We start from the raw sequence: 25,348 nt of genomic DNA, 5'->3' as shown, positions 1-25,348 counted from the left end.
CGCCTGTAGCATGATCTTTAGACCATGGCTCTTATTAACCAACACGGGGCTAAAGCACCCGCCTACAAAAATGAGCTCTTCATCATTAACAAAAGCCACCTCAAATTTCAGGCACAAAAAAACCAACTTAAAAGTTGGTTTGATGTTTGGTACCAGAGGGTAAGACTGGATTCTTTAGGAGCGCAGCTCCGCCCAGTCGCACGACCGAACAGGGAGGTTCGGGCTGGGTGAGTTACCATGGATGGGTTCAATTTGGGTTTTGTATGTTTCTAATTCGAAGATGTAAACTCCCACATAGTCCGGCGAGCCTAAACTACCTCAAATTTCAGGCACAAAAAAACCAACTTAAAAGTTGGTTTGATGTTTGGTACCAGAGGCCGGACTTGAACCGGCACAGTATTACTACCGGCGGATTTTGAATCCGCTGCGTCTACCAATTCCGCCACTCTGGCAACGTACGTTTAATCAATCTGATAAAACGTTTGGTATACTCGCTGTGCTAACGAGAGGCAGGCATTATATCTTCGCATTTTCAGCATGCAAGTATTTTATGCAATGAACTGAACAATTGCCTATAAATCACCCACTTTCCAATTACCCATTGAACGATTTAACCCCTGTCACAAAAATTAGGCAAATGTATCAACTGTTAATAGGCTATCTGTAGTCGATTTATTACCGGTAATTTCATTTAGCGCATTTAAGAACTGAGCCCCTTTTACTGCATCACTAAGATGTTGAGCTTGCTCTTTATTACTATCTAAAAATGTTTTCAATTCCTGTTGTTGCTCTTTTGATAACGAACTCAACATTGACGTCACTTGCTCTTGCTGTTCACTGGACATGCTCGAAACTACAGAGTCTAACCCTTGAGGCACTGCACCTTGCGGTGGTGGAGGTGGACGGCGTTGTTGTGTGCCATCCATGTTTATGTTTGCCATATTGATGGCGGTGCTTTGATTGTCAATTTGCATTAGCGGCTCCCAATTAGTTATTTTCTGTTTTGCGCTGCTCGTGCCCTTCCGGTACGGCTACAAGTTCATTCTGCATGGTTTTGCAACTTGCCGTAATGTTATCGCCTCGGGGCGTAGTAAAACTCACTTCATCCCCTTCGCTTTTACCTTCACAGGCTTCGAAAGCTTCTGGGGGTGGCTTGCCACCTCGACCTTCCCTATCTGGTTTTGCCAACGCTAACGGGCTTGTGATTACTGCACTTAAAATCAACATTGTCACCACTGAATTTTGCATTTTTTAATTCCTCAAAGTTAAGGTCTAGATAAAATATGGGGTTTTTAACATGGTTTGATGCTAACAAAGGAATGTGCAGAAAAAGTGCATTAAGTGTGGAATAAAACGCTACTTCGCATTGGGAATCTAGTGCTAAATTGATTCCACGGATATACTGCTAAAATGAAAATGACTAGCAAACTATTTTTGATTTTATTGGGACTCGTTAGCACCATGTTGGTAATTTCGATGAGTCTTGCCCAATGGAGTTTCAAACAAGGTTTTTTAGAGTTTGTTTCAGGTATTGAGCAAAACAGACTGCAGCGAATTGGTGTCGATTTAGTCGAACAATATCAAACGTCAGACAATAGTTGGGCGGATGTACAAGTTCTCGGTTTAGACAATTTCATCAATCACAATAGACGATCAAATAGGCAGCCAAATCTCCCACCTGGAGCAAATAGACATCAACCTCCCGCTGGACGTCCTAAAGGTTCTCCTCCGCCGCCTCATCGTCCAAAACCAAACCTTGGGCAACAAGATAGAGGCGAATTAAAAACCGCAGGTCCCCCCACCGGATTATTTAGTAATAGCGGGGAGTTGATTTCCGGTGAAGACAAATCAGAAAAAATTGATCACTCTTTTAGCTATCCGTTATACCTAGGAAAAAACAAGATTGCAGAGTTACGCAGTTGGCCAACGATTGAAGGCTCATATGAATCAGCGAATTTATTTGCTCAAAAACAAATGTGGGCAAGTTTAATCATTGGCAGTATTTGTCTCATTTTAGCCGGTTTACTTTCATGGCTAGTGTCGCGCAAGTTGTTACAACCAATTAAACAAATTATTCAGGGTGTTGCGCAACTGAGCTCAGGAAACTATTCGGTGACCTTCAATGGAAATCGAAGAGATGAATTAGGCGAGTTAATGGAAAATGTGTCTTATCTAAGCCAAACATTAAATCAAAACCGTTCCGCCAAAAACCGGCTCTTTGCAGACATATCCCATGAACTTAGAACGCCATTAACGGTGCTAACCGGCGAAATCGATTTGCTTAAAGCAGGTGTTCGGCCTTTTGATATGAAGAATCTCGCATCATTACAACAAGAAACCGAACGCCTCAATCACCTAGTCGAAGATTTGTATCAACTTTCTTTGTCTGACATGGGCGCATTAAAATACAACATGTTACACGCCAATATATCAGACACCATTGAGCGCAGTATTCAAAGTGTAGAGCAACATGCGATAGAAAAAGAATTAACGATTAATATGGATATTCAGCCTGATATTATGCTTTCTATGGATAGCAGAAGGATTGAGCAGCTGTGCTTAAATTTACTGATGAATGCCATTGCTTATACTGACAGTCCCGGACAAATCAAGGTTTCCTTGAGGTTGAATAAGCAAGAGATTCTCTTGCAAATTAATGACTCCAAACCGTCAGTAACACCAAATCAGTGTGAAAAATTATTTGAACCATTATTCAGGCTAGATACGTCTCGAACTAACAGAGAATCAGGTGCAGGTTTAGGATTGACTATCTGCAAAAATATTGTCGAAGCGCATCATGGCAAAATTAGTGCTACCCCATCGTCGTTAGGCGGTTTGTGCGTAACAGTCATACTTCCACTTTCAAGAGGTGAGAAATGAGTCTAAAAAAACACGTTTTAATTGTTGAAGATGAGCCTAAGATCGCACAAATACTGGTCGAATTTTTACATTTAGAACAATTTGACACTCACGTTCTTGCTGATGGCAAGCATGTTATCGAGTACGTTAAAAATCACTCTCCAGACTTCATTATTTTGGATGTCATGTTACCTTTCAAAGATGGATATACATTGTGTAAGGAAATCCGGCAATTTTCTACTTTACCGATTTTAATGTTAACCGCCAGAGTAGATGAGATAGATAAATTGATGGGTCTTGGCCTTGGCGCAGATGATTATGTCTGCAAACCTTTTTCGGCTAGAGAAGTGGTAGCACGTGTTCAAACCATTTTAAGGCGATTTGAACAGCAAATAGCGGTTCAAGACAATCTAATAACGTATAAATCAATCAAATTAGATCTGGCTCGTCATCAAACAATCATAAACGACGTTCAAGTTGAACTGACTCCCGTTGAATTCCGATTGTTGTTAGCTTTAGTTAAACGCCCAGGCGTGGTTTTTTCTCGCGATCAATTGATGAGTACGTGTTACGAAGATGAACGCATCGTTAGCTCACGCACAATCGACAGTCACATGAAAAACTTAAGAGCGAAGCTACAATTTGATAACGCTGCGCCGCCACTTCTGCACTCCATTTATGGGCTAGGCTATAAAGTAGAATAACACCGCTAAATTGGACCAAAAACCCACCGTTTTTGCACATTCTCTGCACATTTTTTCACTAAGCTAAGCAAAGCAAAATATTTAGCAGAGTTTTAATCTGATGCAAAAAAATTCCACTATCCTTTTAGTCCTATTCATTTCATCGATGGTCTTGAGTGCATGTGGTGGTAGTAGCCAAACAGACAATGAAACCATCAATGAAGACAATACAACCACTGTGCAATCAACCTTTAACCCTGACAATTTTCATGTTGGTGCACTACTTCAAACACCCACAACTGAAAGCTGCACACTGTCAGGCGGAACAGTTACTACATGTTACCGAGTGACAATTCCCGGTGAGCCAGTCACCAATGAAATCGGCCCGTTTTGTCCTCCAACGATTTATTCAGATGCCAGTGAAGGTGGGATCTGGTTTGACGGTTCTGGTGAAGTTTACGATATTGATGGTGAATTTATCCTGAATCTCGATACCTTATATGGTTCGGATTGGCAGCTATATGATCCTGATACCGGTCTGGTTAACGTAACAGATACCCAAGCTGCTTGTGAAGGTGCAGCTCGTCCTAATGTGGCCGAAGAATACCAAAATCATTGTGTAGAATGCTCTTTAAGCTACTTAGAGAGCGCGGTTGAGCAGACCTATTTAATTCCTGTTGAGCCCGTAGCTTTAGCAAATCCAAACAGCATCGGAGGTGATAATTTAGGTATTACCCTCAATGGCGTGGTACTTGCGCCTCCAGCTCCAGTGAGCGCCATTTTAGCAGCTAACACAATTGCGGCTTTTGACGACTGTGGTGGCCATATCAATCCGTTTGAAGGATATCATTATCACGCTTCAACAGGCTGTACTGAAACTTTACTGCAAAGTGACAATCACGCGAGTTTGCTAGGCTATGCGCTTGATGGCTATGGTATTTATGGCATGCGCAACTTAGCCGGAGAGGAGGATTATGATTTAGATGAATGCCGCGGGCATAGTGACGAATCTCGGGGTTATCATTATCACTCAGCGTCAGCGGGTGAAAACATGTTTATTGGCTGTTTCCATGGCGAACAAGGCTCACTGGTCCACTAAGCAATTTACAAGGATTAAAAATGTATAAAATCATTATGCTTTCACTCGGCTTACTTTCATTAACTAGTATCGCACACCAAGGCCACGTCGATGATACAGCTCTACAAGCCTGTGTAGATAAAACAAAGTCGCAATCATGTGGATATGTATCATCTAGCTTGCAACTACACCTTGGTAGTTGTCAGCAATTTAAGGAACATTTAATTTGTGTCCGAAATAAACCATTTGAAAGTATCACGGATAGAAAGCTGGCCGAATTAAGAGCTGCGGGTGAAATCACTATTTCGGACAGGTTATCAAAACGGCATGCTCCACATGATGGGCATTGAGATTTAGCAGTAAATTACGCTATTTAGCCGCATTCAATGTGTAAATTGATTGTGGCTAAATTCATTACTTATGACCTATACGTACACTTGGTTCGTAAACTAATCTATTAGACTATCTTTTAAAAACTGTGCAAACTTGTCTTTAGGGACAATGGCCCCTGGGTGATTAGTTACTTCTTTGCCAATAATCGCTGCGCGTTCAATGGCACTTTTAATATCCAAGCCAGCAATGCGTGCACCTAAATAAACGCCCGCGAATGCGTCACCTGCAGCGGTCGTATCAAGAACATGAGAATTACGTAATACGTCTACTTCACACTGCCAATCCTTTGAATAACCCAAAATGCTTTTTGCACCATGTTTAATAACCAGTTCGTCAAAACCACAGCTGCGCAGAAATTTAACAATCTGATCCGGCTGACTCAGTTCGAATAACTGAAAGTCTGCAATTCCGGGAAGTAAAATGTTAGCAACTTGAAACCCTTGACCAATTGCATTGATGGCAATCTTTTCGCTTTCCCATAATATAGGACGATAGTTGGGATCAAACGCAATATTAACACCTTGATTTCGCAAACGTCTGAGCATATGCAACAACTGAGCTCGGTCGTGGTCATTTAAGATGGCAAGAGTAATCCCGGAAAAAAATATGAGTTGCGCTTCGCGTAGTTTCTCTTCCACGTTAGCGGAGAGATTGTGCATCAATTGACTTGCTGCAGAGTCGTTACGCCAGTACAAAAATGAACGTTCTCCTTGCTCATCCGTTTGTACCATGTAGGTGCCCATAATACGTTTTTCATCGTATTCTATGAATCGACTTCCTAATTCCTCTTGAGCTAAAATATCTAGGAGCTGCTCACTCACGACGTCTCGCCCAATACAACTCATAAAATTTACGTCGAGTTCTGGAAACGAACGTTTCATATAAACACTGCTGTTAAATATATCGCCGGCAAATCCCTTGCGAAACATGTCGGTACCATGTTGCGTCAATTCCATCATACATTCTCCTATCATGATGATAGGTTTAGAGGTGTTATCACCCAAGGTAATATCTTTTTGCGTCATTTTTAAGCTCACTGTTATTCTTCATTTTTTATTTTGGTTATTGAAATTTTCGAAATCCAAAACTCACTAACCAGAATATTCAATCAAGGTTTACTACAAACTCTACATGCTATTACACGGTAATAGGACTTATTGGTATTACCAAAACTCACTATTCACAGCGTACTTTTAAAAAGTTTAACTTGACATTACACAACTAATTCTGGAATTGAAAACAGGCCACCTAAGTGGCCTCCGCAGGGTACACGGGCGGCAACAAACTAACAAATAAGACCAATTTGTCAACCAATTTTTAGATTAAAATATAACCAAAAGTGTAAATTTGGCATACTTAACACTTACCGGTAATCCGAAATTTATTTACAGTTTGGTTTTAAGTTTCACGCACATCTAAGGAACTTAAGCGGTACTTCGGTGTCGTACAGGCGTTGAAATTGCAGTAAACTGCGGTTAATTTATATGATAAATTACGGTAAATTACTGTTTGCTGTTTACCAATTTGCTGCGGAAATAGGTTAAAAAATGAAGAATCGTCGTATGTTCTGGCATATTGTGGATAAAATTGAGTCTCAAATTGACTCTGGTCGCTACCCTGTAGGGAGTAGACTTCCTCCAGAACGAGAATTAGCTGAAAACTTTGATGTTAGTCGTCCAACAATCAGAGAAGCCATCATTGCGCTTGAAGTGCGTGGAAGAGTAGAAGTTAAAGTGAGCTCAGGCGTCTACGTGCTAGATACAACTTCGAAATACAAATCCATCCCGAATATTAGTGCGTTTGAATTAACCCAAGCAAGAGCATTAGTTGAAGGAGAAGCTGCGGCGCTGGCTGCAATGGCGATTACCGATAAAGAACTGGAAGCTTTGGACCACACATTGCAAGCAATGGAAAAGGGTATAGAGCCAGAAAACGCTGACCGTGAATTTCATACAATTATTGCCACAGCAACGCGCAATACCGCGTTACTTCAATCAATTCAGCATTATTGGAAGTTGCGTGAGACATTGCCGCAGATTATCTCAGAATACAAAAATGTATGTAGCAGCAGTGATAAAGACCGTCTTGAAGAACACAGACGTATTTACAATGCGTTAAAAAAACACGATTCACAAGAAGCTCGTGCTGCCATGCATGGTCACTTTAATCGCTTGATCAACTCATTATTTGAAATTTCAGAAGCAAAAGCGCTAGAAGAAGTTAAAAGAAAATCGAGCGAAACTCGCGATAGATATTCGATAACCCATTTAGTTGGATAATGTTAGCAACGCTAACATTTCCAATTTCGGAGTGTTGAATAACCGTCATACGTTTCCCCTTTGTTCAGCTTTGTTGATACACTTAGTGAAACCCTTTCTTCGTATATAGCATGACCCAAATCAATCAAAACTTTCCAAGAGCAGGCTTTTTTAAACGATTAGCTGCAATGATATATGACATATTAGTCGCGGTAGCAATTGGTATGTGTGCTGGCCTAATTTATTCTGTTGCGGGACTACTATTGTTCGAGAACGGCATAATTCACAATCAAGGCTTTACGCATTTTATGGATTTTTCGGGGCAATCCCAATGGTTCAAAATTATTGGTCAGGTTTGGGTAGGCTTATGGATCTTGTTTTTCTTCCTCTGGTTTTGGAGAAATGGTGGGCAAACGATCGGTATGCGTGCATGGCGATTACGCCTATTTAGTTTAACTGACGAACCTTTGAGTTATCGAAGAGCGCTCATGCGCATAGTATTTTCGTTAGCAGGATTGGGTACTTTGTTGGTACTTTTTGATCGCAAAAATAAGCAGTCTTTACAAGACCGACTAGCGAAAACAGAAATGCTTGTACTAAGCAAAGATGCAAATCATCACCGCGCTTGGAAAACGCTTTAGACACATATTTTTACCGGTCACTTTATTTACCGCAAATTTATAAGTCAACCTTGTTAGCGGTAAATAATTGTTTCAATGCATTTTTAGTGCTCTGACAGCCTCATCCTGTTCACTATGGTGCAACCTCTTTTACTGAGGCCTTTTCTGGTGCATCTCCCGCTCGTTTCGCTTTTCTATTTATTCTTTCAGCTTCAAACAAACATCAATTAATTCATAAATATCAAAAACTTAAACACAATCAAAAATCCTGACCATTCAGTCAAGATGATGGCACTCTTTGTGCTTAGTGAAAGTGGTTCTAGAGAAGATAATAAAATAACAAAGTTAATTAAATCAGGTCGTTACAAAGAATGATACTTACGCTAGGAAACACACAATGAAAAACATTACTAACCGCAAACTAAATCCTTTGGCAATGGGAATTGCTATTGGTCTCGCATCATTTCAACCATTGAGCTTGTATGCACAAGAAGCGGAAGAAGATGTTGGAGAAAGCGTAGAACGAATCTCTGTCACAGGGTCTTTAGGTAGTTTACCCGGTCAAGATGTAGAATCAGTCTTTGGTTTTGGAAAATCTATATTAGAAACCCCCCGCTCTGCCTCGACAATCAGTGACGAGCAATTAGAACGTTTTGCAGTGACAGATATCGATGAACTAGTTGCCTTTTCGCCAGGTACTTATACCCAATCATTTTTTGGTGTCGCCGGGTCACTGGATGTGCGCGGAACGCCTGGTGAAGCATATTTTCGCGGTGTAAAGCGACTTGATAACCCAGGAAACTACCCTACTCCGATTGGTGCTTCTAGTAGTATCGATATCGTAAGAGGTCCAGCATCTCCTATCTACGGCCCAGCAAAAATAGGCGGCTACTTAAACTTCAACCCCAAGTCAGCGCGTGCAAGCGGTGGTCAATATCTAGAAGAAAATACAGGTGCAATGTCATATACATTGGGCAGTTGGGATAAAAGCATTTTAACCGCCGAAATTGGCGGACCTGCACAAATTGGTGACAAAAAGATGGGCTTCTATCTCTATGGTGAGGTAGAAAACTCAGGAAGCTATTACGATAACTCAGGTACTGACCAGACCGTTTTGCAAGCGTCCTTCAATATCGATGTGACTGATAATCTCCGGTTTGAATTTGGAGGCATGCATCATGATTATGATGGCAATCAGGTGGCGGGATGGAACCGCTTAACTCAGGATCTAATCGATACTGGCACCTACATTACCGGTACAGCGAAAAACATAGATACCGACGGTGATGGTTCTATTTCTCATGACGAATATGGCGCAGTTAACCTTGCCGGAGCGGCTTTTTTCTACCCGTTTGCACCAGCATTTACTGATGAGGATGCTTTAGAGTTAATGCAATTAGATAATCCTGGCACCACGACATTAAGTGGAAATCAGGTTTTAGTAGCGGCAGACGACGTTTTAACCAACACCGTTGATACACTGTACTTTGATGTGATTTATTACACCGACAACAATTGGGAAATTAAAAACCAAATGTTTTATGAGACTTATGAGAACCTCAATGAAAACGCCTATGGCTTTTCACAGTTTCATGAAAGCTCGGTATTTGAAAATAAATTGATCTTTGCGACAGATTACGAAAATGACTCGTTATTCGCTCAGTTTCAAGTATCACCTTCAATTCGCCACACTGAATTTTTACATGGCGACGACTTCACCTATGAATATTTCAACCGCCGTGATCTAACCATGCCATCTACTGCATTGGATAGACGTGAGTTAGCTACGCGCATTGATGACAATTACGATAACTATGATGATGGTCATTATACCGATTACGGTATTGCGGCAATGACAGATTTAACCTGGGATTTCGGGTTAAATATTGTTTTAGGTCTTAGATATGACAGCATTGATGTTAAAACGACTAGCCATGGTGACAAACTGCTTTTTGAAACCCCGATTTTAACAGCTGAAGACAACTTTAGTGGAACGTCATGGAATACCAGTATCTCCTACAAGACGAGCTTTGGATTGATCCCATACATCACTGTTGCGGAACAGGCCACTGTGATAGCAGGTCAAGGGGCTGAAATTGGCTACGGACAATTAAGAGATGATGATGGAAATCCATATAACGGCGCATTTGACACCTCTGAATTGAAAGAAGTGGGGGTTAAAGGTTCATTTTTAGAGGATACGCTGTACTTCGCACTTTCAACTTATGTGCAGGAAAGATCTGATTTTAATGCACAAGCCATAGTCACGAACGCGACCACGGAAAACAAAGGTACAGAATTTGAACTTCGTTGGGTAGTTAATGAACAACTGGTTGTAACTGCTGGTTATACCAATATGAAAGTCTACAACCTGACTGCATATAATAATGGTAATGGCGGCTCTTTGTTTGGCTTCCTTGGTGCTGAAGACTTAACTAACTTGACAGATCCTGCCTTAATTTTTGGTGGTAACCCAATTGGTTTAACCTTAATTCCAGAGGGAGCAAGTAAAGAAGATGCGCGTAAACAGGGTATTCCTGAAAACATTTATTCTGCGACAGCCACTTACGACTTCCAAAATGGATTTGCGATTAATGCCAGTGTTATTCATGCTGATAGCACCTATTCAGGTTTCTCTAAGGCGGTTAAATTACCCTCTTACACTTTGGTAAATTCGGGTATTTTCTATGATGCTGAAACTTGGACAGCCAGCCTATCGATCAAAAACCTTACGGACGAAACTTACTATCGGGCAAACTTCCCTGATTTGTTTGGTTCGCAAATCGTATTACCTGAGCTACCAAGACACTATCAAGCGAAATTCAGCTATAAGTTCTAATTTTTAGAGCAGCTTTAATTGAAGCTAGATAGCGTATAAATAACAGGGTAAATATGTTTTTAAAGCATGTTTACCCTTTTTATAGGAGTAGAAAAAATGTTTGCGAATCAACTCAAATTGTTGCGCAACAATGCTATTTTGAGTTTAGTAATATTGTGTTTAGTCGCATGTGAAAATAGTAGCAAAAAGATCCCCGTAGACAGTTCGGACACTAAACCTATTCAAGTAAAAGTTGTCGTGGTAACCATGTTTGAAATTGGTGAAGACGAAGGCGATAAACCCGGTGAATTTCAACTTTGGAAAGCAGGCCAACAACTTAATACTAAATTCGATTTCCCCCAGTCTCATCATGATATATATATGAACACAGACACAGGTGTAATGGGTATTGTAACTGGCATGGGCACCGCAAAAGCCACTGCAGCGATCATGGCTTTAGGCTTAGATCCGCGCTTTGATCTCAGCAAGGCATACTGGCTTGTTGCGGGTATTGCGGGTTTTGATCCAGCTGATGCTTCTATTGGCTCCGCCGCATGGGCGACTTGGTTGGTAGATGGCGACCTTGCACATCAAATAGATGGCCGTGAAATTCCTGAGAATTGGAGCACAGGCTATTTCCCGTTGTTCGCAAACTCGCCTTATCCAGATGCAAAACAATCCGAAACCCACCATAAACCGAATGGCGAAGTCTATAAACTAAATGCCGATTTAACCGAATGGGCCTTTCAGTTAACCAAAGATATTAAACTAACTGACTATCCAGCAATGGCAACACTGCGCGCTAAATACACTCGTTTCGAAAATGCACAGAAACCGCCATTTGTGCTCAAAGGAGATCATCTTGCTGCTTCAACGTTTTGGCATGGAGAACTACTTAACCAATGGGCTAATGATTGGACTTCATTCTGGACAGACGGCGCGGGCAATTTCGTCAGTTCTGGTATGGAAGATACGGGTACCATGCAAGCATTAACGTACCTAGACCGCATTAACAAAGTGGACAAAAACAGGCTGTTGGTTTTACGAACGGGTAGCAATTACTCCATGCAACCAGACGGATTAACAGCGGCGCAGAATTTAGCCATGGAAAGTGGCGAAAACGGCTATGCGGGAATGCAATCAGCACTGGAGTCAGCTTATACCGTGGGTAGTACGGTAGTACACGCCCTGCTTGACGATTGGCAGCAGTATAGTCAAACTTTACCTAGCGCTAAATGATTACCGTTGAGATGAAACAAGCTCACAACACTAAAAATGCTGCTATTACTTCTAATAGAATGCAAATAATAATAAGAGACCTGTGCACATGAACACACTATTAGAGCGCTACTTTAGCCTAACCAAACATAATACCAATTTTAAAACCGAGTGCATCGCAGGTCTAACAACATTTGCAGCCATGTCGTATGTATTGGTCGTTAATCCAAGCATACTATCGGCATCTGGTATGCCCGTTGCGGGATTGATTACGGTAACAGCATTAGCAGCTTGTATCGGTACTTTGTTGATGGCTTTTATGACAAATTACCCGATCGCAATGGCACCAGGCATGGGACTCAATGCGTTCTTTGCATTTACTATTTGTATTACTCGCGAAGTACCATGGGAAGCGGCGCTTGGCATAGTATTTTGGAACGGCATTTTATTCGTTTTACTGTCGTTATTAGGGATCCGTAAAAAAATAGCCGACTCTATTCCAAATGCCTTAAAAATTGGAGTGCAGTGCGGGATCGGTCTGTTTATCGCGTTCATTGGATTAAAAAATGCTGGTTTAATTATCGATAATCCTGCCACGCTTGTGTCATTAGGTGACTTATCTCAACCGGTTACTTTATTGGCGCTGCTTGGCATCGTTGCCACTATTATATTGGTCGCGAGAAAAATAACTGGGGCAATTTTAATATCAGTAGTCGGTTTAGCCATTATTGGCGCGTTCGTCCCTTTTGGTGACGGTACACTTACCCCTACACCAACAGGCATCATAGGTTTACCAGAAAGCATTTCATCCACATTTTTAGCCATGGATATCATGTATCCAATTGAAAACTTTGCACATACATGGGACCTAATATTCGCGCTCCTGTTTGTGAACATGTTCGACACAATTGGTACATTAATAGGAGTTTCTAGAAAAGCGAACCTACTTAACAAGCAAGGTGAATTACCTAAGATGGGCAACGCCATGACTGCTGATGCAACGGCTAGCGTGGTAGGTGCAGCTTTAGGGACATCTCCGGTCACTTCTTACGTAGAATCGGCTTCAGGTGTATCAGCAGGTGGCCGCACTGGACTCACAGCTGTGATAGTTGCGGTGTGTTTTTTATTAGCTCTGTTTTTTACGCCTTTAATGTTAGTTGTGCCTGTCATGGCGACTACACCTGCGCTTGTGATGGTGGGTATTTTTATGATGGAATCGATACGTCAATTGGACTTTGATGATTTGCCATCTCTAGCGACAGCTACGGTCGCCCTACTTGCTATGCCTCTTACTTTTAGTATTAGCGAAGGTATCGCATTAGGCTTTATCACTTATGTAGGTGTTAATTTAGGTATGGGCAAATACAAACAAGTTTCGCTGTTGACCTATATTATGGCGGCAATTTTCGTGTTGCGTTACGTATTCAATTTGAAGTAGACACAGTTAACGCCTAAGCAGATAGCCTGCAATCGCGGCAAACACTAAACTCGGAGTAATTGCTCCGAGTACAGGGGGAAGTTGGAAAACCAAACTAAAAGTACCAAAGGTTTCATTGCTAATGAAAAACGCAAAACCGGCTAGCACTCCCATGATAACCCGCGCCCCCATAGTTACACTACGAAGCGGCCCAAACACAAAAGATAAAGCCAACAACAGCATTACGCCGATAGACACCGGTTGTAAGATTTTGCGCCAGAGGGCTAAGTTGTAACGGTCAGAATCTTGGCTGTTATTATCCAAATATTGTACGTACTCAGTTAAACCTTGAATCGATAACGCTTCAGGCTTAACACTTACCACGCTAAGTTTATCTGGGGTCAGTGTTGACTGCCAGCTACCTTGCTCAATATCTTGACCGCGAATTTTATCATTGCCGATGAAGGTATAATTAACTTTTGTTAATTTCCAAACATCGTCCACAAACTCGGCTTTTTCCGCTGTCGTAATTTGGCGTAGGTTGAGATCAGCATCGAATTCATAAACATTAATATCGAGTAAGTTATTGCGATCTACAACTTCGCCAATACTTACAAAGTTGTCACCGTCTTTAGCCCAGACCAAGCTGTCAGATGAGAATAAACTACCACCGGAAATTGCCTGAGTGCGGATTTCTTTTGCTTTGGATTCCGTGACCGGTGCTACCCATTCGCCGATAGCCATTACGAACAGTACCATCACAAATGCAGTTTTCATTGCCGAAACAGTAATATTCCAACGTGACAATCCAGCCGATTGCATAACCACCAGCTCAGAATTGCTGGCTAATATTCCTAATCCGATAAGGCCGCCCAATAAGGTTGCCATCGGAAAAAACTGTTCAATCTCGCGAGGTAAGCTCAGCAACACATAGATGCCTGCAGCTGTCATATCATAACTGCCCCGACCTACGCTTTTCATCTGTTCAACAAACTTAATTAGCGCACTTAGCCCTACCAAAACAGATAAACTAATTGCTGTGGTGCCAAGTAGCGTTCTGGCAATGTAGAAATCAAGAATCCGAAACATACTTATCCTCTACCCATAGCTGCTCTGACGCGTACACCGATTGGACGACCCTTAATGACTAGCGTCATCCCAATTAATAACACCACAGCGTGTACCCACCATAATCCAAAGGCAGGTGGGATCTTACCATCCTCTAATACCTTTCTTCCCGCCATCAACAACATAAAATAGCCAAGGTAGAGTAATAAGGCTGGGAACATTTTACCAAAGCGCCCTTGTCTAGGATCAACCGAACTCAAAGGAACTGCGATAAGGATCAAAAACGGCAATGACAAAGGAATTGCAATACGCCATTGCAGTTCTGCGATAGCTTCAATGCTGTCATCATCTAACAGATCAAGCGTGGGAATGGCAGTCATTTTACGGCGTTTCTGTTCAGCTTCTCGCTCCGAAATTTCTATTTGATACTGGTCAAACTCAACTACCCTGTAGTCTACTTTGCCATGTTGACCTTCATACTGCACACCCTGTTGCAAAATGAGTTGTTGCGAGCCTTCGGCGTCTAAACTAACTTTGCCATTTTGTGAATAAACCACATGAATCTCATGGGCATCATCTTTGTCGTGTTGCGCAAGAAAAACCTTTTTTAATGAGGCATTGTCTGAATCAATTTCATGCACAAAAATCACGGCTTTGCGATTGGCAGTCTCTTGGAATCGGCCTGCAATTAAGGCCGTTAAACCGCCTTGCGCGCCAGCTTTCTCTTGCAATTGATATTCGCTTTCCACTGATAAAGGTGCGAGCCACAGCGTTAAAGTGGCGGTAATAATTAACATAAATACCGACAACGCTAACATCACACGCGTGATGTACCACTCACTAATACCGCACGCGCGCATTACCGCCATTTCGCTATCAACATACATGCGGCCATGGGCTAACATCACCCCGAGAAACAAACTCAGAGGTAAGATTAACGAAGCCAAATAAGGAGTACTGAGCGCTAAAAATCCCAACACTAAACTAGCTGGAATTTCACCGTCAGAGGCGTCTGCCAATACCCTCACGAAATTTCGAGTAAGGAAAATGGCCATAATGACCAAAAACACGGCCAGTTGTGACTTTATGGTTTCTTTAAGTAAATAGCGAAATATCAGCACTTTTTGTCCAAGGGAAAAGTCGCTTTTTTAGTGGCATGATGCGAAATTTTAAGTAAACTTAGTGTTTTGACAAGTTTAATGTATGAATGACTTTAAATAAAGCCACTCTTGAACTTGAATTTCTTCGACTCTGTCAGTCAATAGCGAAAAGACAGATAACCCCGAAATGAAATATACACTGAATGCTTGTCGTTTATTGAGTAGCATAGCATCAGTTAATTCGAATACAGTGAGGAATAAGCATGGAATTTAGCGTAAAAAGCGGAAGCCCTGAAAAGCAACGCAGCGCTTGTATAGTCGTTGGCGTATTTGAGCCACGTCGTTTAACCTCTGTGGCAGAACAGCTAGACGAAATAAGCGAAGGATATATTAGTAACCTATTACGTCGTGGTGATTTGGAAGGTAAAGCGGGTCAAATGCTGCTACTTCATCATGTACCAAATATTCTGAGCGAACGAGTGTTGTTAGTAGGTTGTGGTAAAGAACGTGAACTAGACGAACGCCAATACAAACAGATTATTGATAAAACCATCAAAACCCTGAATGAAACAGGTTCAATGGAAGCGGTGTGTTTTTTGAGTGAGTTGCACGTAAAAGGCCGAGACGTTTATTGGAAAGTTCGTCAAGCTGTAGAAACCACACAAGATTCTCTTTACACCTTTTTACAACTTAAAAGTAAAAAGGGTGAACCCCGTCGCCCATTGCGTAAAATGGTATTTAACGTACCAACGCGCAGAGAGCTACCTGTAGGTGAACGTGCAGTTGAGCATGGTCTAGCTATTGCAGCAGGTATGAAAACCACCAAAGATGTGGCGAATATGCCCCCCAACATCTGTAATCCCGCATATTTGTTAGAGCAAGCTAAATTACTCGAAAAAGACTATTCGAGTATTAAAATTGAGTCGGTTAATGAAGCGCAAATGGCAGAATTGGAAATGAATTCCTATCTCGCCGTAGGACGCGGATCTGTAAACGAATCAATAATGACGATTATTCATCACAATGGCGGCGCGAAAGATCAAGCTCCTGTGGTTTTAGTAGGCAAAGGGCTCACCTTTGATTCAGGTGGTATTTCAATCAAGCCAGGCGAAGGTATGGATGAGATGAAATACGATATGGGTGGCGCAGCCGGTGTGCTGGGGACCATGCATGCCATTGCCGCATTAAATTTACCACTTAATGTCATTGGTGTATTAGCGGGCTGTGAAAACATGCCAGATGCAAATGCATACCGTCCAGGTGATATTCTCACCACCATGTCTGGTCAAACAGTTGAAGTATTGAATACTGACGCCGAAGGTAGATTAGTCTTATGTGACGCTTTGACCTACGTAGAAAGATTTGATCCAGAGCTAGTTGTTGATATGGCGACCTTAACTGGCGCTTGTATCGTTGCTCTAGGAGCACATGCTAGCGCTGTTTTGAGTAATCATAATCCGTTGGCTCATGAACTGTTGAACGCATCGGAACAAAGTGGCGACAAAGCATGGCGTTTACCATTGTGGGAAGAATATCAATCGCAATTAGAAAGTCCATTCGCTGACATGACAAACCTAGGTGGTCGAGCTGCCGGAACTATAACAGCAGCCTGCTTTTTGTCGCGCTTTACCAAAAAATACAATTGGGCACATATGGACATAGCTGGTACAGCTTGGCGAAGTGGGAAAGACAAAGGTGCAACAGGCAGACCAGTACCAATGATGACACAATTTCTAATGAATCGTGCGGGATTGGAAACTGAAGAGTAATGACCGACGTTACTTTTTATATGCTTGAAGAAGCAGATTCAGACCATCCTGCACATTGGTTAACTGCCTGTGAGTTGGCCGTACAAAGCTACCGAAATAAACGCCGTTGTTTGGTCGTATGTGATGATAAAAAAAGTGCAGAGGCATTTGATGAGCTGCTCTGGCAACAACCGCTAGAGGCCTTCGTTCCGCATAATTTAACTGGAGAAGGCCCCAACGGTGGTGCTCCGGTTGAAATATGCTGGCAAGTTAGCAACTCTGCGAATCGACCCGTTATCATTAACCTCGCCAATAGCATACCTTCTGAAGCGCAGCGATTTAGGCAAATATTCGATTTTGTTCCCGCAGAAGAATCCGCTAAACAACAGGCTCGAGACAGATATAAACAATACCGTGCGCAAGGTTTAACTATGCACAACTTGCCCGCGCGTAGCATTAATGAGAATCACCATGGATAAGACTTTTAGTCCACAGAATATTGAACAAGCCCGATATCAGCATTGGGAAGAAAAAGGCTACTTTAAAGCGAGCGGCACAGGCGACCCTTACTGCATTTTATTACCGCCCCCCAATGTCACAGGTAACTTACACATGGGACATGCGTTTCAACACACGATCATGGATTCATTGATCCGTTATCATCGTATGAAAGGCGATAACACACTTTGGCAATGCGGTACTGATCACGCTGGAATCGCCACCCAAATGGTGGTTGAACGTCAATTAAATGCACAAGGTAAAACGCGCCATGACTTAGGTCGTGATGCATTTATCGATAAAATTTGGGAGTGGAAAGAAGAATCAGGCGGCAATATCACTCAACAAATGCGTCGCTTAGGTACATCACCTGATTGGGACCGTGAAGCCTTCACCATGAACCCCGACTTATCAGAGGCTGTTCAAGAAGTATTCGTTAAACTACATGAAGAAGGACTAATTTATCGAGGCAAACGCTTAGTAAATTGGGATCCTGTTCTGCACACTGCCGTCTCTGATTTAGAAGTGTTAAATGAAGAAGAAGCGGGCTTTATGTGGCACATGCACTACCCGCTAAGTGACGCTAGTGGTGAGCTCATTGTCGCAACGACTCGCCCAGAAACTATGTTGGGCGATACAGCCGTTGCAGTTCACCCAGATGACGAACGTTATCAACATTTAATCGGTAAAACCGTCACCCTACCGTTAACCGGTCGGGAAATTCCGATTATCGCAGATGATTATGTTGATCCTGAGTTTGGTACAGGGTGCGTTAAAATAACACCCGCTCATGATTTTAACGACTATGACATGGGTAAACGCCATGACTTGGAAATGATCAACATCTTCACCGCTGAAGCTAAAATAAATAACTCTGCCCCTGAAAAATACCAAGGATTAGACAGGTTTGACGCGCGTAAGCAAATCGTCGCTGATTTAGAGGCCGAGGGTAAGTTACTTAAAGTAGAAGATCATAAGCTCAAAGTACCCCGAGGCGACCGTACCGGTGCTGTCATTGAACCCTACTTAACTGATCAATGGTATGTTGCCGTTGAGTCTCTCGCAAAACCTGCTATTGAAGCGGTAGAAAGTGGAGAGATTAAATTTGTACCTGAAAACTGGAACAAAACTTATTATCAATGGATGTACAACATTCAAGATTGGTGTATTTCTCGTCAACTTTGGTGGGGACACAGAATCCCAGCTTGGTACGACGAAAACGGAAAAGTTTATGTAGGTCGTAGCGAAGCCCAAGTGCGCGAGAAACATAACTTGGGCACAGATGTAAATTTACGCCAGGATGAAGATGTATTAGACACCTGGTTTTCGTCTGCTCTGTGGCCGTTCGCAACTATGGGTTGGCCAAAAGAAACACCAGAACTAGAAACCTTTGTTCCCAGTTCAGTGTTAGTCACCGGATTTGATATTATTTTCTTCTGGGTCGCCAGAATGATTATGATGACGAAGAAGTTCACCGGCAAGATCCCGTTCAAGGAAATTTACATTACAGGCCTTATTCGCGACGAACAAGGCGACAAAATGTCGAAATCTAAAGGCAACGTGCTTGATCCAATCGATCTGATTGACGGCATTACTCTTGAAGAACTTTTGGAAAAACGTACTGCAGGTATGATGCAGCCGCAAAAAGCAAAGGCGATAACGAAACGCACCACTAAACAGTTCCCGGACGGCATCAACGCATATGGAACTGATGCGCTTCGCTTCACTTTTGCAGCAATGGCCTCCACCAGCCGCGATATCAATTTTGATATGGGCAGAGTAGAAGGCTACCGAAACTTCTGTAACAAGTTGTGGAATGCATCACGTTTTGTGCTGATGAACACTGAAGAGCTAGACACAGGCTCAAATGGTGGCGAATTAGAACTTAGTCTCGCTGACAAATGGATTTGGGCGCGCTTCCAAAAAACATTAGGTGAATTCGAAGCAGCGATTAAAGATTACCGTTTCGATATTGCAGCCCAAGCGGTTTACGAATTCACTTGGAATCAGTTCTGTGATTGGTATTTAGAATTAACTAAACCTGTACTAAATTCTGATTCCAGTAGTGAAGCGCAAAAACGCGGTACCCGCCATACATTGATTAATGTGCTGGAAAGTTTGTTACGCCTAATGCACCCGATTATGCCTTTTATCACTGACGAAATCTGGTTAAGAGTTGCTCCATTGTGTGGTGTTGCGGGTGATAGCATAATGCAAAGGCCATTTCCTAAACTTGATAGTAGCCGCCAAAATCCAACTGTTTTAGCAGATTTGGAATGGGTGAAGAGCTTTATTGTTGGGATCCGTAATATTCGCGGTGAAATGGATATCTCGCCAAATAAACCCCTTGATGTCTTGTTGAAGAATGTTAGTGATAAAGATCAGGCACGTTTAGACTTAAGTCAAAGCTTTCTAGCAAAGATGGCTAAACTGGAAAGCGTTACTCAGCTTGCTGAAGGAGATAAAGGACCAGCATCGGCCACGGCATTAGTGGGTGAAATGGAAATTCTTATCCCCATGGCGGGGCTGATAGATAAAGACGCTGAATTATCACGTATTGCAAAAGCTTTAGACAAAATTGAAAAAGACTTTGCGCGTACTCAAGGTAAACTAAGCAATGAGAAGTTCGTTAGCAATGCGCCAGAAGCGGTTATCAACAAAGAAAAAGCGAAGCTGGAAGACTTTCAAATGCAAATAAATAAACTTAAAGAGCAGCGCGAAACCATTCAAGCCCTGTAAGTTTTTATACTAAAACAGCAATAACCTAATCCCCAGTTCAACTGGGGATTTTTTTGGGTAACGACATTGAATTCCAGACAATAAAAAAGGGAGGCATAGCCTCCCCGAAAATCTCACCTGACCTGACTAACTTCTTGTGGAGAACATTCTCCCCATTAGTGCAGGTACTAACAACAAGGCAAGAAATCCAAAACTACCACCGTGTTCATTAACTATCACAACTTGTGGTTCTTCGTAACTTTGACTTTCAAGTGTTAACAAACTTAAGTCAGCATCGCTATAGCCATCGGAGATAGCGACTAAGCGGTTATCGTAGGTGTCATATAACTCTATCAATAACTCGTAATCTCCAGGTGGAAACCCCGTTTGTAAGTCACTTTCTATAACGTAGCTGTCGTTACTCGAATCTCCATTTATGTAAAACAACGAAGTGGTGTGATATTCCTCAAACACCTCTCCTCTAGCTAAATACAAACGCGCATATACTTCCGCTTCTGTATAAATAGTGTCGGCGTCAAATTCGAGTGTGAAACCAGAATAATAACCATCGGCATCTCTATCAATATCGTAAAAGACGACTGCATCATAAATCCAAAAATCCGGATCTTCTTCGACAATACGTAGGTCACGATCCAAAGGTCGTGTCAGTGGTGCCGCAGCTTGCCTTTTTTGGTGAGCCTGCTCTTTCGTTAGAGACTCAGCTTCCATAGCTTCTTTTTGAACGCTACCTGGCACACCTTTTTTAGTTACTTCTCCTAAAACCTTACCGTGTTGCGACTCCTTAGATGTCACACTAATCGCTTCGTTAACGTCGTTTTCAGCACCCATAGAAGAAAACGAGGTAGATAATAATAATGATAATGCACCCACAATCGTAAAATGCTTCATAGCAGCTCCAATAAACTTTCCTGTTAATCTGAGTACTATTGTGGATCTATGAAGATGAATAAAAGCTGAAGGGAAGCTTAACTCTTACGAAAGGTGAATTTTGTTGCCTAGGGCAACTCTGATAGTTCTCCAGCTAAAGCTGGGACTACACACTATTGATTTCGAAATTTACGCCGGAATACTCCCTCTTCGGCAACGATAGAACAGCTGTAGCGCGGAATTTACTCCAACAAAATCATACTTTTTGTATTGTTTTAGGTTAATTCTTTTAACAAGTGTACATTTAGCAAGGTATTCACGCCATTCTGTAATAAAATTACAATATTAGTTTCATATAAAAAATAAATTAGTTAGAACTTTAAGTTATTAAGGAAAACCATAAAAAACAATAAAAACAATAAGATAACTTAAAATGTTACTAATTTAGAAAGTATGTAACACATCGTTAATTAAACCTATACAGTAAAAGAACAACATTAAACTGAAATTTAATTACAATTTATCTCACTGGTTAGGTAATCAGTGATTAAAAATTTTACTTTCTATCAATTAAATAGGTGTTCTTATGAAAAAATTAGTATTGGCAACGTTGGTTGCACTATCTGTTCCTTTTACTGCTTCTGCAGCAACTTCTTCTGCTGAAAACGTAAAATTTGTTGGTGATTTAGAATATGCTTCATTTTGTAAAGCTGTAATAAACAACGACGTTGAGCTTTTCAAAATTTCTTTAAACCGTTTTGTTGGCGAACTAGGTTCTTCTAGACAGCGTGTTCTTAAGCGTGTTTTAGCTGATAACAACGTAACCTGTTCTGGTCAGTCTTTAGTTGAGTTCTCTGCAAAGCGCAATGCTACGCAAGTAGGTTCATTCATCACTGCACAGGCTGAATAGTGACTGTTGGTAGGCAAGCTGGAATTCAATAATCCAGCTTGCTTAAACTTTTTTATGCGTACTATTTTGTCAACAACCCTGCCATTGCTCTATTAAAATGCCCTAACCAAGTTTTACAATATTGACCTTCCATAGCTCTGTTAATTTCAACTACGGCTTTTTTCTTTGGTTGTTTATTGTGACCAGTGTGAGCGCGATTATGAGTAATAGCATCAAAACTATCTAAAATCGCTAGTAACTTAGCACCGTCACAAATGTCCTGCCCTTTAATACCTAATGGATAACCCGTACCATCTATCCTTTCATGGTGTTGCATAACAATTTTTCGTGCGCCATTCCAGTGATCTAAGTGCTCTAGTATCCTTGAGCTTTTATAAACATGTGAACGAATTAAATTAAATTCATTTTCAGTCAGACTTTCTTTTTTGTGCAAAATTTTAAGTGGCATAAACGCCATTCCGAAATCATGTACGTAACAAGCTACGGCGAGTTGGTCTTCTTCGATAGGATTACCGGCTATTTTATTTATATAAAATGCAAGTTTTGCGATTCTATCTCCCCTGCCTTCCCAATACATTGAGCGACGCTCGATAGGTTTCATAATTTCTCTGAAAAACAAAATATCCATTTGCTTTTCACTACTTAAACCTTTGGGAATACCGGTATTCGCTAAGGTAACCGACCGGGAAGGTGTCGTTTCACCCGCGACTTCCTCAACAACCTCTACATTAGCAAGATCTAAATCAGGGTTAAGTAGTAGTACCGCATCTGCAAGCAATTTTTCATGTAGATCGGCATTATTCGGTGAGATTTGTGATACATGATTAACCAACAAACTGAACAACTCGGGATCGTATTCAGCTGACCCCGTCTTAAAACAACTTTCGACAAATATTTTCACTCTGTCCATTGTCAGTAAAACCAAATCACTCATAGTGCTGGTATATTTAATCTGATTTTTACGCAAGTAGTCCAACAAGTCTTCTACATGTTGAAGCAGCGGCAACATTGGTCGAAAGTTAACTAGACCTAGATCTCCCTTAATCGTATGAACTGAACGGAATAAAGCTCGTTGCAGTTCGTTATCTTCAGGTCGAAGCTCTAATTCAATAAGGGTTTGTTCACTCGCTTCATACAATTCATTAATTTCTTCGAGTAGGTCAGTTAAGATATCGTCATCTAGATCTTCTGGCGTAAAAGTTTGCATCAGTTTGGTTTACCTCAAGCATTTCTCATAGAGCACAATTTACTGTTTGTTATCGACCATAAACACGCATTCTACACAACATATCACCTCTAATTTGCTTATTCACTGATCTGAGCAGTAATAATAGTCGCCACTGTGCGTTAGCTAACATTTGGTATTAACTAGAAACATTGTATACTCAGCGCCCGTTCAAAATTTGAGAGTACACGTGTTAGCTGTCATCCGGATCATATTGATATTTTTATATTTTATTTTGGCAAACTTAGCGATGATTTTGTTGTGCTTAGTGCGTCCTTTTCACCGTAACAATGTACATGTTATTGGTAAAGTATATGGCGTAATGGCATCGATAGTTGGCCTAACGGTTAAAGTTAACGTACCGAAATCCGTGAAGCAGCAAGGTCCATTTGTATTTGTTGCAAACCATCAGAATAGTTATGACTTAATAACGGTATGTAAATCAGCCCAACAGGGTGTTGTCACTGTAGGCAAAAAGAGTTTAGTCTTCATTCCGTTTTTTGGCTGGTTGTATTGGTTATCGGGCAATATATTGATTGACCGAAAAAATAGCGGTCGAGCAAATGACACACTAAAACAAACAATAGAAAAAATTAAAAAGCGCAAAATATCAGTATACTTTTTTCCAGAAGGGACTCGCAGTCGCGGACGCGGGCTACTAAGTTTTAAAACCGGAGCGTTTAGAATCGCTCAGGCGGTAAACGAGCCTGTTGTCATGGTTTGTACCAGTAATTTACATAATAAAGTGAAGCTAAATCGCTGGAACAATGGCACCGTGCTTATCGATTTAAGTGAACCTGTGGAGCTCGACAAAAGTCGAGATGCAAAAGCTTGGGCAACGGAAATTCGACAAAGAATGAATGATAAAATTGCTGAATTGGACAATCGGGTTGCACAATTAGATGAAGTTAAATAGATTAGCAAAATTGAACAACTATAGGGCTAGACAATGAGCAATGCAGAAGAAAAACAAGAATGGTACGAATTTAATCAAGAAACCGTTGAAGCATTGATCGAAGATGGAAGTAATGCCAACGTTCCTCACACTATTGAATATCATTTTGCGCATTCTGATTTTGATATTCTCGAAAAAGCGGCGGTCGACGCATTTAAAGCGGGCTTTGAGGTTGGCGATGCAGAAGAATTAATGTTAGATGACGGCGGAACAGTATTTTGCTTTGATGCTGTAGTGGAAAGAATGTTAGATGTTGATTTAATCAACAAAGATACCGACACTTTGTTAACTATCGCCGATAAGCATAAAATTCATTATGATGGTTGGGGAACTTACTTTATAGAGTAGCTTTGCAATTATAAATGACACTGCAACTGCGAAAAACGTAAGAATAAGGTATACGATGTTTTTGCGGAATAGCCAAGTATAAGGAAATGAATTATGTCCGACGTTAAATTAGTTGTCCTTTATCCACAACCCACAGATACAGAGCAATTCGAAATCGACTATTCCGAGCACATTGCATTGCTTCATGAAAAAATGCGTATCCCTACGGATCTTAAGCCTTATACTGTGACCAAATTTGATTCTGAGGTGCATAATCCATCACCATACTATCAAATGTTTAGTATGCCTTTTCCGTCAGCAGAAGCATTGCAACAGACATTACAGAGCGCCGAAATGCAACAGGTAGCGGATGACGCTATACGTATTTCAACAGGTGGAGCACCTGTCATTTTGACTGGAAGCGACGCGGAATAAGATAGACGCAGCTCTCAGATGTAGCATTGGTTTTAGCCCATGGATTTCTGGAATCTACATGTGTGGCTTTAGCCTGAGGATTTACGTGATTTAGATGTGGGGCCTAAGCCCCACTTTGAATTTAGGTATGCT

Annotated in this window: 23 protein-coding genes and 1 tRNA gene; 16 read left to right on the top strand and 8 right to left on the bottom strand. The window is 41.4% G+C overall.

What is annotated here, in order from left to right; genetic code table 11:
* Positions 1–365: 365 nt before the first annotated feature.
* The 3 genes from GLIP_RS17090 to GLIP_RS17080 form a co-directional block, all read right to left on the bottom strand.
* Positions 366–452 (bottom strand) — tRNA-Leu (locus GLIP_RS17090).
* 177 nt (positions 453–629) lie between these two features.
* Entirely contained in the window at positions 630–974 is a 345-nt protein-coding gene (locus GLIP_RS17085) for a hypothetical protein (protein WP_008845932.1), read from the bottom strand.
* 13 nt (positions 975–987) lie between these two features.
* Entirely contained in the window at positions 988–1,248 is a 261-nt protein-coding gene (locus tag GLIP_RS17080) for a hypothetical protein (protein WP_008845931.1), read from the bottom strand.
* A 162-nt stretch (positions 1,249–1,410) separates the two neighbouring features.
* Here GLIP_RS17080 and GLIP_RS17075 point away from each other — a divergent pair, with 162 nt between their 5' ends.
* The 4 genes from GLIP_RS17075 to GLIP_RS21540 all read left to right on the top strand — a co-directional run bounded on the left by GLIP_RS17075 (position 1,411) and on the right by GLIP_RS21540 (position 4,970).
* Complete coding sequence (locus GLIP_RS17075; RefSeq protein WP_008845930.1) at positions 1,411–2,880, top strand: ATP-binding protein; 1,470 nt, start codon at positions 1,411–1,413, stop codon at positions 2,878–2,880.
* Positions 2,877–3,563, top strand: a complete 687-nt coding sequence (locus tag GLIP_RS17070) for a response regulator (protein ID WP_008845929.1) — start codon at positions 2,877–2,879, stop codon at positions 3,561–3,563. Before GLIP_RS17075 ends, GLIP_RS17070 begins: the two co-directional genes overlap by 4 nt.
* 100 nt (positions 3,564–3,663) lie before the next feature.
* A complete protein-coding gene (locus GLIP_RS17065) occupies positions 3,664–4,641 on the top strand; it encodes a YHYH protein (protein ID WP_040523334.1) in 978 nt (325 codons plus the stop codon).
* A gap of 20 nt (positions 4,642–4,661) precedes the next feature.
* On the top strand, positions 4,662–4,970 hold the full coding sequence (locus GLIP_RS21540; protein WP_008845927.1) for a hypothetical protein: 309 nt from the start codon (positions 4,662–4,664) through the stop codon (positions 4,968–4,970).
* A gap of 99 nt (positions 4,971–5,069) precedes the next feature.
* Here GLIP_RS21540 and GLIP_RS17055 read toward each other — a convergent pair whose 3' ends face one another.
* Positions 5,070–6,038 (bottom strand): sugar kinase, encoded by a 969-nt coding sequence (locus tag GLIP_RS17055; RefSeq protein ID WP_153886359.1) that lies wholly within the window; start codon positions 6,036–6,038, stop codon positions 5,070–5,072.
* A 522-nt stretch (positions 6,039–6,560) separates the two neighbouring features.
* Between GLIP_RS17055 and GLIP_RS17050 the strand changes: the two genes are divergently transcribed.
* From GLIP_RS17050 to GLIP_RS17030, 5 genes are all read left to right on the top strand, one after another.
* Complete coding sequence (locus GLIP_RS17050) at positions 6,561–7,292, top strand: FadR/GntR family transcriptional regulator (RefSeq protein WP_008845925.1); 732 nt, start codon at positions 6,561–6,563, stop codon at positions 7,290–7,292.
* Positions 7,293–7,402: 110 nt separating this feature from the next.
* Complete coding sequence (locus tag GLIP_RS17045) at positions 7,403–7,912, top strand: RDD family protein (protein WP_008845924.1); 510 nt, start codon at positions 7,403–7,405, stop codon at positions 7,910–7,912.
* Between the two features lie 376 nt (positions 7,913–8,288).
* The gene (locus tag GLIP_RS17040) at positions 8,289–10,730 is read left to right on the top strand and encodes a TonB-dependent siderophore receptor (RefSeq protein WP_008845923.1); all 2,442 of its coding nucleotides are present in this window, start codon (positions 8,289–8,291) and stop codon (positions 10,728–10,730) included.
* A 96-nt stretch (positions 10,731–10,826) separates the two neighbouring features.
* Positions 10,827–11,948 (top strand): purine nucleoside permease, encoded by a 1,122-nt coding sequence (locus tag GLIP_RS17035; RefSeq protein ID WP_008845922.1) that lies wholly within the window; start codon positions 10,827–10,829, stop codon positions 11,946–11,948.
* A gap of 88 nt (positions 11,949–12,036) precedes the next feature.
* The gene (locus GLIP_RS17030) at positions 12,037–13,365 is read left to right on the top strand and encodes an NCS2 family permease (protein ID WP_008845921.1); all 1,329 of its coding nucleotides are present in this window, start codon (positions 12,037–12,039) and stop codon (positions 13,363–13,365) included.
* A gap of 6 nt (positions 13,366–13,371) precedes the next feature.
* On the opposite strand, the gene lptG is transcribed toward GLIP_RS17030, so the two are convergent.
* Together lptG and lptF are read right to left on the bottom strand one after the other, a co-directional pair.
* Positions 13,372–14,433 (bottom strand): LPS export ABC transporter permease LptG, encoded by a 1,062-nt coding sequence (gene lptG, locus GLIP_RS17025; RefSeq protein ID WP_008845920.1) that lies wholly within the window; start codon positions 14,431–14,433, stop codon positions 13,372–13,374.
* Between the two features lie 2 nt (positions 14,434–14,435).
* Positions 14,436–15,533: an LPS export ABC transporter permease LptF gene (gene lptF / locus GLIP_RS17020; protein ID WP_008845919.1), complete on the bottom strand. Its 1,098-nt coding sequence runs from the start codon at positions 15,531–15,533 to the stop codon at positions 14,436–14,438.
* Between the two features lie 242 nt (positions 15,534–15,775).
* On the opposite strand from lptF, the gene pepA reads away from it, so the two are divergent.
* From pepA to GLIP_RS17005, 3 genes are read left to right on the top strand one after another with little or no spacing between them, the layout of a single operon-like run.
* Positions 15,776–17,281: a leucyl aminopeptidase gene (gene pepA / locus GLIP_RS17015; RefSeq protein WP_008845918.1), complete on the top strand. Its 1,506-nt coding sequence runs from the start codon at positions 15,776–15,778 to the stop codon at positions 17,279–17,281.
* Positions 17,281–17,739 (top strand): DNA polymerase III subunit chi, encoded by a 459-nt coding sequence (locus GLIP_RS17010; protein WP_008845917.1) that lies wholly within the window; start codon positions 17,281–17,283, stop codon positions 17,737–17,739. The genes pepA and GLIP_RS17010 overlap by 1 nt, the downstream gene beginning before the upstream one ends.
* Complete coding sequence (locus GLIP_RS17005) at positions 17,732–20,497, top strand: valine--tRNA ligase (RefSeq protein ID WP_008845916.1); 2,766 nt, start codon at positions 17,732–17,734, stop codon at positions 20,495–20,497. The genes GLIP_RS17010 and GLIP_RS17005 overlap by 8 nt, the downstream gene beginning before the upstream one ends.
* A 126-nt stretch (positions 20,498–20,623) precedes the next feature.
* On the opposite strand, the gene GLIP_RS17000 is transcribed toward GLIP_RS17005, so the two are convergent.
* Positions 20,624–21,385: a choice-of-anchor H family protein gene (locus GLIP_RS17000; protein WP_008845915.1), complete on the bottom strand. Its 762-nt coding sequence runs from the start codon at positions 21,383–21,385 to the stop codon at positions 20,624–20,626.
* 565 nt (positions 21,386–21,950) lie between these two features.
* Between GLIP_RS17000 and GLIP_RS16995 the strand changes: the two genes are divergently transcribed.
* The gene (locus GLIP_RS16995) at positions 21,951–22,274 is read left to right on the top strand and encodes a DUF3718 domain-containing protein (RefSeq protein WP_008845914.1); all 324 of its coding nucleotides are present in this window, start codon (positions 21,951–21,953) and stop codon (positions 22,272–22,274) included.
* Positions 22,275–22,335: 61 nt separating this feature from the next.
* Here GLIP_RS16995 and GLIP_RS16990 read toward each other — a convergent pair whose 3' ends face one another.
* Positions 22,336–23,481 carry an HD-GYP domain-containing protein gene (locus GLIP_RS16990; RefSeq protein WP_008845913.1) on the bottom strand — a complete coding sequence of 382 codons (1,146 nt, stop codon included), beginning with the start codon at positions 23,479–23,481 and terminating at the stop codon, positions 22,336–22,338.
* Positions 23,482–23,689: 208 nt separating this feature from the next.
* Between GLIP_RS16990 and GLIP_RS16985 the strand changes: the two genes are divergently transcribed.
* The 3 genes from GLIP_RS16985 to GLIP_RS16975 all read left to right on the top strand — a co-directional run bounded on the left by GLIP_RS16985 (position 23,690) and on the right by GLIP_RS16975 (position 25,216).
* Positions 23,690–24,415 carry a 1-acylglycerol-3-phosphate O-acyltransferase gene (locus GLIP_RS16985; RefSeq protein ID WP_040523331.1) on the top strand — a complete coding sequence of 242 codons (726 nt, stop codon included), beginning with the start codon at positions 23,690–23,692 and terminating at the stop codon, positions 24,413–24,415.
* Positions 24,416–24,448: 33 nt separating this feature from the next.
* Positions 24,449–24,802 (top strand): ribonuclease E inhibitor RraB, encoded by a 354-nt coding sequence (gene rraB, locus GLIP_RS16980; protein ID WP_008845911.1) that lies wholly within the window; start codon positions 24,449–24,451, stop codon positions 24,800–24,802.
* Positions 24,803–24,895: 93 nt separating this feature from the next.
* Positions 24,896–25,216, top strand: a complete 321-nt coding sequence (locus tag GLIP_RS16975) for an EthD family reductase (RefSeq protein WP_008845910.1) — start codon at positions 24,896–24,898, stop codon at positions 25,214–25,216.
* Positions 25,217–25,348 lie beyond the last annotated feature (132 nt).

It is taken from the genome of Aliiglaciecola lipolytica E3, from assembly GCF_000314975.1.
GTDB classification, from domain to species: domain Bacteria; phylum Pseudomonadota; class Gammaproteobacteria; order Enterobacterales; family Alteromonadaceae; genus Aliiglaciecola; species Aliiglaciecola lipolytica.
Note: the sequence above shows the minus strand (reverse complement) of the source record. Positions and strands in the feature narration are given on the sequence as shown.